The sequence below is a fragment of the Pseudomonas sp. JZ134 genome (assembly GCF_051027695.1).
Lineage (GTDB): Bacteria > Pseudomonadota > Gammaproteobacteria > Pseudomonadales > Pseudomonadaceae > Chryseomonas > Chryseomonas luteola.
Map to the genome: position 1 here is coordinate 255,188 of NZ_CP069252.1, position 9,514 is coordinate 264,701.

Consider the following 9,514-nt stretch of genomic DNA (forward strand, 5'->3'; position numbering starts at 1 on the left):
ATCCAATTGCATGGATGCAGTCTTTGTTGAACACACCACCACCTTCAAGACCCATGATGGCGAGACCCTCTTCTATCGCCGCTGGCAGCCCAACTGTCCAACAGACAGAGCCGTTGTCCTGCTGCACCGGGGACATGAACACTCCGGTCGAGTCAGCCATCTGGTCCATGAACTAGGGCTTGAGGGCTTTTCCTTTTATGCCTGGGACGCTCGTGGCCATGGCCAGTCTACCGGCGCACGTGGAGACAGCCCCAGCTTTGCCGCCTCGGTCCGTGACCTTGACTGCTTCATTACCCACCTTTGCGTTACCTACAACCTGAGCCCCCAAAACATTGCTGTTGTGGCACAAAGTGTGGGAGCGGTAATCGCTGCAGCCTGGGTTCACGATTATGCCCCTGCCATTCGGTGCATGGCACTAGCATCGCCAGCCTTTGACATCAACCTGTATGTTCCCTTTGCGCGCGGTGGCCTGCAGGTACTGCATGCATTAAAAGGCAATTTCTTTGTTAACAGCTACGTCCGCCCTGCCATGTTGACCCATGACAAGGCCAGGGCCGCTAGTTATGCAAACGATCCACTGATTGCCAGGGCGATTTCTGTTCGGCAGCTCCTGGGACTCTATCGCGCAGCGGATCGTGTAGTAAGTGATGCCAACGCCATCCAGGTGCCTACCCAGCTACTGATATCTGGCTCGGACTTTGTGGTCAGGCGCCCGGCACAGATCAAGTTCTTTGAGCGGCTCGGAACGCTTGAAAAAGAGATGCATATTCTGCCGGGCTTCTACCATGACACCCTCGGGGAGCAGGACAGGCAACAGGCCCTTGAAAAAATACGTGGCTTCATTCGGCTGCAGTTTGCGCGTCACTCTGCGCGCCCGTCTCTACTGGAAGCGGACCAGATGGGTGCAACCAAAAGCGAAGCTGAGGCCCTGTCAATGCCTCTGCCAGCGCAGTCGCCGCAAGGCCTCTTCTGGCGAGGTATACGCGCAGGACTGGCCATAGGCGCAAAACTTTCTGATGGGCTCAAGCTTGGCGTCAGGACAGGTTTTGACTCAGGCAGCACCCTTGACTATGTGTACCAGAATCGTCCGTCTGGAATATCCATGCTGGGACGTTACATTGACCAGCAGTACCTCAATGCAATCGGCTGGCGTGGCATCCGGCAACGAAAGCAGCATATTCAGGAGCTGCTTGGCCTGGCCATGCAGCGCCTGGATAATCGGGGCATTGCGATTCATATCCTGGATATAGCGGCAGGACACGGCCGCTATATCCTTGAGGGGCTGACAAGCAGCGATATTCGACCAGTGTCCGTGCTGTTGCGGGACTACAGTGATCTTAATGTCCAGAAAGGCACGTTGCTGATTGAACAGAACGGGCTTCACGATATCGCCACCTTTGCCAAGGGTGATGCGTTTGACCCCCAAAGCCTGCGCGCCATCAAGGAGCGTCCGTCTCTTGTGATCGTCTCCGGGCTCTACGAGCTCTTTGGTGACAATACGATGGTAGACACCTCGCTGTCTGCGCTTGCCTCGCTCATGGCTCCAGGCAGCTATTTGATCTATACCGGACAGCCCTGGCATCCACAGCTTGAGTTTATTGCCCGCGCATTGACCAGCCATCGAGACGGCAGACCTTGGGTCATGCGGCGACGAACACAGGCTGAACTCGATCAACTGGTAGTGCAGGCAGGCTTTTCAAAGATAGAACAGCGGATTGATGAATGGGGAATCTTTACGGTTTCGATAGCCCAGCGCAGCGATGCAAACCATGTTGAGTCCTGACCAGCCTCTTGGGGTGTTCCAGCGGGCCCGCCTGGGCATCCTCTGGCTAGCTGTTCTGGGACCTCTATTCTTTCTGACCTATGGTGCAGCCAATACCTTCACTGCTACCCGAGGAGACATAGGAAGCCTTGTCTTCGAATGGGAACATCTGATTCCCTTCTGGAGCTGGACAATCCTTCCATACTGGTCCATTGACCTCTTGTACGGCGTGTCATTTCTCCTGTGCAAAACACCACGGGAAATGAAGCGACATGCGTTCAGGTTACTGACTGCCCAGGGACTTGCGATAGGCGGATTTCTGCTTTTCCCGCTGCACTTCACCCATGGCCGGCCTGAAACCGAGGGCCTTACCGGATGGCTCTTTGACGTACTGCTGGGCTTTGACCAACCCTATAACCAGGCTCCTTCGTTACATATCATACTGCTGGTAATACTGTGGGATCGCTACGCCGCGCATAGTCGCCCGCCAGTCAGATGGTTCGTACATGGATGGGCCCTACTGATCGGGCTATCGGTACTGACAACCTACCAGCATCATTTCATTGACATTCCAACAGGCGTTCTTGTGGGAATGCTGTGCCTGTGGTGCTGGCCAATGGAGCAGCCCTGCCCGCTGCTGCGGATCAAGTGGCCGTGTAATCGTAAAACCAGGCTGATTGGCCTTTGCTACCTGCTGGGAGCATTAGCTGTGGCCGCTATTGCCGTGGCACTAGGCGGTACAGGTCTTTGGCTGTTATGGCTTGGATGGGCCCTGCTATTGGTGTCGGCCACTTACCTGTTTTGGGGTGCGCAGGGATTCCAGAAGCAGTACAGCGGCCAGCTCAGCATCGCCTGTAGCCTTATGCTTGCACCCTACCTGCTGGCTGCCTGGGCCAACTCCAGGCTCTGGACTTCCGGTGAGCCAGTGGTCGTCGAAATAGAGCACGATGTTTGGATAGGACGCCTGCCGGATAGTGGCGTACTCCAGCAGCATGGCTTTGCTGCTCTGGTCGATCTTTGTGCGGAGCTTCCAGCTCCTCAACCAGGGCCAAAGACAACTTACCTTGCCCTCCCTCATCTGGACCTCGTTCCACTGAACACCAGCGAGTGCGAAGCGGTCGCGAGGGCTATCCAGCAAGCCCGTGGCAGAGGCAGAACGCTGGTGTACTGTTCACTTGGATATTCCCGCAGCGCAGCCGCCGTTGCGGCATGGTTGATCCTGTTTCGTCATGTCAGTGATGGCCAGGCAGCAAGGGCGCAGCTGGAAAGCAAGCGCCGCGTACACCTGGGCAAGGCGCAGCTCGAGTACCTTGATGCACTGATTACTCACAGCCCTGCGAGCCAGCCAGCGCCTCTAAACGGCCTGTCAGGAGCGCCTGCATGACAACTGTCCAGGCGTTGCTTTGCGCACAGCTCCTTTACCAGGGAAGACAAATCCATTGCTGCTCCATGACACTGAGCGGCCTGGCAGTGCTAGCAGCGCTAGCTGCAATGCTGGTAGGCGCTTACCTGGCCGGTGCTGCGTTTCTCATGAGCTTTACTGTCTCTCTGGTGCAGCTCTACTGGTCGGCCCGGGTCAATATTGACGCTGCGCTCTTCCGACACCTCTCTGACAGCCATGAAGCTGACAGGGACAGAATAGGCCATGAACTTGATCAGGGATTAGTCAGGCTTGGGCTCGTAATGGCGATACCGGCCAACCGCTCATGGGATGCACGCAGCCGCGGTGCGCTTGGCTTGCTGCGTAATCAGGCCCGGTGCCTTGCTGTCCAGACAGCCCTGTTGATAGCTGCTGTGGTAATCCTGGGCTTACGCAGCTAGCCAGGACGTCAGCGGATACAGGCGCAGCCTGTGCTCTGGTTGCCCATGACATATTGGCAAGCAGAAACAGTAGTGACTGCCGCCGCGAATAGCTCCGCAACCGATGCATATGTAAGCGTATTAAAGATAAACCACCCCTTGGAATTACTGATCCAAGGCACCGCAAAAGGACTTGTATGCCCTCCGTCTACGATCTGAAACCGCGTTTCCAGGAACTGCTACGTCCCTGCGTCACCGCACTATACAACAAGGGCATCACTGCAAATCAGGTAACCCTGTCTGCCTGCCTGGGCTCCATTGTGATCGGGATGGCGGTTTCCTTGCTCGCCTCATTTTCACTTGTCTTCCTGCTGGTACCAGTCTGGATGCTACTACGCATGGCCTTGAACGCCATAGACGGTATTCTTGCCCGAGAGTACGCACAGCAGTCCCGGCTTGGCGCCTACCTGAACGAGGTCTGCGATCTGGTTTCAGACGCAGCGCTCTATCTGCCCTTTATGTTACTGGCTACCTGCCCATGGCTTGTACTTGTCGTAACGTTTCTTGCCTGGCTTAGCGAGTATGTAGGGGTCATGGGGTTAATGGTCGGAGCAGACAGACGCTACGATGGCCCCATGGGCAAGAGTGACCGGGCTCTTGTGTTTGGTGGTATGGGCTTGCTCGTCGCCCTTGGCGTGAGCCCTGGCCTCTGGCTCGATGTGGCACTGGCGATTATGACGGGCCTGGCCTGTCTGACGATATACAACCGTATCAACAGGGGCATGAACGCCGCTGTCTAGACCTCTAGCGATACTGTGTCTCAAAGGGAATTTGACTATGCACCGCTCATGCCTGGGCTCAGGGCCAAGCCGCCTGGCCGCGCTACTGATCACATCCTTTGCCGCTGCACTAACCGGCGCGCGGGCGCTGTGGCGTGGCTCCCAGCCTTCCACAGGGGCCCGAATCTATTTTGCGAACCATAGCAGCCACGGCGACTTTGTCCTGCTCTGGTCATCACTCCCGCCCGACTTAAGAGCCCGCACTCACCCTGTCGCAGGCGCGGACTACTGGAACAAGGGATGCCTCCGACGCTTTATTATCAACGATGTATTCAAGGGTGTCCTGATCAACCGCAGGCCAGGCTCTGGTCCGAATGATGCAATCGCTCAGATGAGCCACATTCTGTCCCGTGGTGATTCGCTGATCTTGTTTCCCGAAGGCACACGCAACCAGGGCGATACTCTGCTTTGTTTCAGGGGCGGTCTTTATCACCTGGCCCGAGCCTGCCCAGACGCAGAACTGATACCTGTCTGGATAGACAATCTCAAGCGTGTTATGCCCAAAGGTCGCACCCTTCCGCTTCCCCTGCTGGTTACCTTGACATTCGGAGAGCCTGTCCAACTAGGCCATGACGAAACCAAGGAACACTTTCTTGAACGGGCACGCGAGGCGCTGCTCACTCTTTCGAAGGAGGATAAATGATGGACCACCAGACCTTGATGCTTTTTGTTGCCGTGGCTGGTTTCCTCGCGGTTGCCTCCACAGTCGGGTTTCTCCTACAGCAACGCACGGGAGCCTCAGCAAACCCGGTTGTAGAAAATCTGATCGCCCGGATCAACGCCTGGTGGGTAATGGTAGGCGTACTAGCCATCGCGTTTGCGTTTGGTAAGATTGGCGTGACCGTACTTTTTTACCTGATCTCGTTTTTCGCCCTTCGGGAGTTCATTACGCTTACCCCAACGCGCAACAGTGACTACCCTGCGCTTGTAGGTGCCTTCTACCTGGTACTGCCTTTTCAGTATTTTCTTGTCTACATAGAATGGTATGGACTGTTCAGCATCTTTATTCCTGTCTATGTATTCCTGCTGATGCCCTTTCTGGCCTGCCTTGGCGGCGATGCGACCCGTTTTCTTGAGCGTACCGCGAAAACCCAATGGGGTCTTATGATCAGCGTTTTCTGCATCTCCCATGTACCGGCACTACTTACACTGCACCTGCCGAACTTTGAGGGCCGTAGCCTGTTGCTCGTAGCCTTCCTTGTTCTGGTTGTGCAATCCTCCGATGTCTTGCAATACATCTGGGGAAAGCTTTTCGGGCGCCACCGGATTGCTCCTCACCTGTCCCCCTCGAAAACCACCGAGGGCTTTGTGGGTGGAGTGGTCAGTGCAACCGTGCTGGGCGGCTCGCTCTGGTGGATGACACCGTTCACACCATGGCAAGCCACCGGAATGTCACTACTGATATGTGTCATGGGCTTTATCGGCGGGCTTGTGATGTCCGCCATCAAGCGTGACCGTGGCGTAAAGGACTGGGGCAACATGATAGAGGGGCACGGCGGAATGTTGGACCGGCTGGATTCAGTCTGCTTTGCGGCGCCAGTATTCTTCCATGCTGTACGATATGGCTGGGCCCAGGCATGACATGGCCATGTTTGTAGACCGTTTCTGCAGATAAGCTAGGCTGGCCTGGCACATCGATTTGAGATATCTACAGGCTCCCCTCACTCTGTCCAGCCAGCCTGATGCCCAGACTCCTGGAGGGTGAGGCCTGGCTCCATGCTCCGTATAGACCTGTACTGCCATTGGCCAGGCTGGAAACTGGTCCAAAAATGCTCAGGGTCTCCTGCCCTTATTAGTGCAGGCCGCCTTTCTCGGCAATGTCTGCTTTCATAAGCAGCACTAGACCACGAAGGCCCGTTCCGACCAGTGATCCCACCCGGTATTGCCCGGGTTCATTCAATCCAGGGCAGCCAGCAGAAGCACCGGATCAGCTCGCTTCGCATTTTTGCCTTTAGAAATGAGACAAACCACACTTTCCGGTCTGGAAAAGAACGTCAGGCGCTATCATCCATTGACTATTCTTGATCCACGCCATAGCCCGGTGCAGGGTCTGAGGGTACCCTACTATTGCGGTTTCCAGTTAAGCAGGGCGGGTCAGCCCGGCTATATTCGACCTGTAGCCTGAAGCCTTTTTAGACCGGTTTGGACCAGCGGATCGAAGGGGTCTGCAAGGCGGTTTTTATCATGCTCGCAGTGATAATGGCTTTGCGATTGAAGCACTCAGACATGGCAAGTCTTTGATCTTTGTACCTTTTTGGGCTGAAACCCTATAAGAAGTAGCGGATCTACCTCGACGTTGACCGTGTAGTAAAAATGAATTCATGAGCTGTTTTATAGGGTTTGATGGCTTTTTTACTTGCATGACCCTATCACGACGTTCAAAATCCCCTGAAACACATAGTCTATTACATTACAGGGATCTTCATGGACGCTTTGGCCAGTTCTCAAGTCGATAATGTGGAAGCCTATCCATATACTGACTTTTCGGCTCTACAATTCCCGCCCCAGTTCGCCGCCGATTGCCTTGGCATCAGTCCACAGACCCTAAAGAACATTGAGAAAGAAAATAACCTTCAGATTGGCCGTGTCGCACGTGGATCGGTCGAGGTCCGCAGCTACACCTTGAATGACCTGTTCCAGATCGCGGCGATACGTCGACAAAATGGCCAGACCAAGGGGTTTGCGCGACCGATTACCATCTGCGACTACGTACAGAAGGGTGGAACCGCCAAGACCACTACTACCTGTAACCTGGCCATTCTGTTCAGCCTGATGGGGCTTCGTACGCTGGTCATCGACAATGACCCTCAAGGGGACGCCAGCTCGATGTTTGGCTACGACCCAGACCTTACCGCAGAAGAACTCGAGGATATTGGCGTCCCCGGCGAACGTTCCGTCAATGGCCATCTGGGTAACCTTATGCGCCTTGGCAACGCCTACCAGCCCATGACCCTCGATGAGGTGATCAAGAAACCCTTTGGTGAATATGGTCCTCACCTGATTCCAGCTGAAGACTCTCTGGATGACCTGGATGTGGTGTTACGCAACGCCCAGGGCTCCGACTTCCGTTATTCCCTGTTTATCTCCTCGGCCAGAAACGGCGAGTATCCGCATTGTGATCTCTCCCGCTACGACGTCATCATCATGGATAACGCCCCGTCCGGTACCATGTTGTCGCGCAACTCCATGGTGGCGGCTGACTTCCTGATCTGCCCGGTTCGCATGGACAAGTTTTCCTTCCGGGCATTATCGCGTCTGGCGTACAAGCTTGCCGAGTTCAAAAAGGATTTCAAGCGCGCCCCTGAAATCATCGCCATCCCGACGATGTATATCCGCAACCGGCCTCGGATTCAGGCCAACCTGGCAAGGCTTGCCCAGCTATTTCCCAACAAGGTAACGGAGCAACCGCTTTACCTGTCGGAGGATTATTCCAAGAGCCTTGAGGACGGCGTGCCATTGTCACTTTGGCGACCTGCGACGGACAACTCCCTTGGCGCCATGCGCCTGGTGTTTAGCGAAATCACAGGACGTATCCGTAAAGTACTGGAGCAAGTTAAATGAAATCGACACGTCGACTTGGTCAGGATGGCGCTCCGGTGAGTCACTCTCGAGTCGTACCGCTTGTCGAGGCTGACCTTTCCCGCTCCCAGGAGGATATTCTCAAGGAACTGGGCTTGCTTAATGCGCCCGGCACCTCGTCTGCCGCTACGCAGGAAGCAGTGCCGCCCAGTTCAGGCTTACCTACAAATGCTCACGGGATGGATTCGCCCGCTGATTATCCAGCAGATGAAGATGCGTCGCTGGCCTTGCTTCCCATTGATCTGATTGACCCAGGCCGCTACCAGCCGCGTCTGCATTTCGATGAGGAAAGCATCAGCCTTCTGGCCTCCACGATCGAGCGAGGCCAGGGGCTAACCAACCCGGTCATTGTGCGCCCTGTTGAAGACGGCCGCTATGAACTCATTGGGGGGGAGCGCCGTCTACGGGCGCACAAGTTGCTTGGCAAGTCCCACATCTTCTCGTTGATACGCCAGTACACTGATGAAGAAGCGGCCATCATGTCCTGTACAGACAATGATGCAAGGGAAGATCTATCCGATTATGAGCGGGGCCGCGGGTACAAGCAGCTACTTGATTCGGGCATGATCAAGCATCAAACCCAGCTGTCCCAGCGTGTTGGCAAAAGCATGTCGACTATCAGTCGCTGCCTTGCCTACTTTAAGCTTCCAGCTGAGGTCATCTCCATGCTGGATCTTAATCCCCTGCTTATTGGTAACAAGCTGGTCGGCGAGTTTGTACGCTTCACAGACCAGGGCCAAGAAGACCTTGTCATTGAAGCGGTTCGCAAGATTGCCAAGGGTACGTCGCAGGAGGCTGCGCTACAGTGGCTCAAGGCAGAGGTAACCCGAACACTTAACCCCAAGATGCCCAAAGCTTCAGTAGCGCTCCAGCTGAACAATGGCCTTGGCTCGGTCAATGCGCTGATCGATGGGCAAAAGCTTGTTTTGACCTGCCCCAAGGGCCTAACGCCTGATCAACTCCTGGATCTTCTCAAAACCACTGTGGGATCCCACTAAACCCTTGAAATATAAGAGTTTTCACGGTGAAAAGATTCGCTGTGAAAACTCCCTTTCGCTTTCCCTTCTCTTTTCCCTTATAAAGCACATCCAGCCTTTCTCACTTCCTGTTTTATATCTCGCCTCCATCTTTGACTGATCTGGTTCCAGATATATCGCCTAGACCACCTACCTTTCATAGTCTTTGTGCGTCTGTCTTCTTAAAGTTTTCACCGTGAAAACTTCATGCCAGCACCATCAAAACCACTGATATAAAATCAATAGGTACGTGTCCCTTTACTGCTACTAAAGGAGGCAATCCCGTATGAAAGCAGGTCATAGTATTGACTTGATCACCTACTTTTCACCGTGAAAAGTTCCTCTAAACCGTCTTCCTCTTATAGCTTTCCTTCTCACGCACCAAAAATCGGATCCAAGATCCTTTATTCCAACAATTGCCTCCTTGGCTTCTTGGCTTCTTGCTAGCTTATCGACCTTTTTTTCACGGTGAAAAGTTTCCTTATTAGAAGGAACAAGTGATACAAGCATCTGTTCGA

At 54.4% G+C, this 9,514-nt stretch carries 8 protein-coding genes; all 8 read left to right on the forward strand.

The window, feature by feature from the left end; all coding sequences use genetic code 11:
* Positions 1 to 10: 10 nt before the first annotated feature.
* Positions 11 to 1,783 (forward strand): bifunctional alpha/beta hydrolase/class I SAM-dependent methyltransferase, encoded by a 1,773-nt coding sequence (locus JQR86_RS24335; RefSeq protein WP_434155595.1) that lies wholly within the window; start codon positions 11 to 13, stop codon positions 1,781 to 1,783.
* A complete protein-coding gene (locus JQR86_RS24340; protein ID WP_434155596.1) occupies positions 1,761 to 3,146 on the forward strand; it encodes a phosphatase PAP2/dual specificity phosphatase family protein in 1,386 nt (461 codons plus the stop codon). Before JQR86_RS24335 ends, JQR86_RS24340 begins: the two co-directional genes overlap by 23 nt.
* Positions 3,143 to 3,583, forward strand: coding sequence for a hypothetical protein (locus tag JQR86_RS24345; protein ID WP_434155597.1), 441 nt, complete (start codon positions 3,143 to 3,145; stop codon positions 3,581 to 3,583). The genes JQR86_RS24340 and JQR86_RS24345 overlap by 4 nt, the downstream gene beginning before the upstream one ends.
* A gap of 176 nt (positions 3,584 to 3,759) precedes the next feature.
* Positions 3,760 to 4,362: a CDP-alcohol phosphatidyltransferase family protein gene (locus JQR86_RS24350; RefSeq protein WP_434155598.1), complete on the forward strand. Its 603-nt coding sequence runs from the start codon at positions 3,760 to 3,762 to the stop codon at positions 4,360 to 4,362.
* 37 nt (positions 4,363 to 4,399) lie between these two features.
* On the forward strand, positions 4,400 to 5,044 hold the full coding sequence (locus JQR86_RS24355) for a lysophospholipid acyltransferase family protein (protein WP_434155599.1): 645 nt from the start codon (positions 4,400 to 4,402) through the stop codon (positions 5,042 to 5,044).
* Positions 5,044 to 5,982 carry a phosphatidate cytidylyltransferase gene (locus JQR86_RS24360; protein ID WP_434155733.1) on the forward strand — a complete coding sequence of 313 codons (939 nt, stop codon included), beginning with the start codon at positions 5,044 to 5,046 and terminating at the stop codon, positions 5,980 to 5,982. Before JQR86_RS24355 ends, JQR86_RS24360 begins: the two co-directional genes overlap by 1 nt.
* A gap of 843 nt (positions 5,983 to 6,825) precedes the next feature.
* The gene (locus JQR86_RS24365) at positions 6,826 to 7,962 is read left to right on the forward strand and encodes a ParA family protein (protein WP_404628546.1); all 1,137 of its coding nucleotides are present in this window, start codon (positions 6,826 to 6,828) and stop codon (positions 7,960 to 7,962) included.
* Positions 7,959 to 8,978: a ParB/RepB/Spo0J family partition protein gene (locus JQR86_RS24370; RefSeq protein ID WP_434155601.1), complete on the forward strand. Its 1,020-nt coding sequence runs from the start codon at positions 7,959 to 7,961 to the stop codon at positions 8,976 to 8,978. Before JQR86_RS24365 ends, JQR86_RS24370 begins: the two co-directional genes overlap by 4 nt.
* The last annotated feature ends 536 nt before the right edge of the window (positions 8,979 to 9,514 follow it).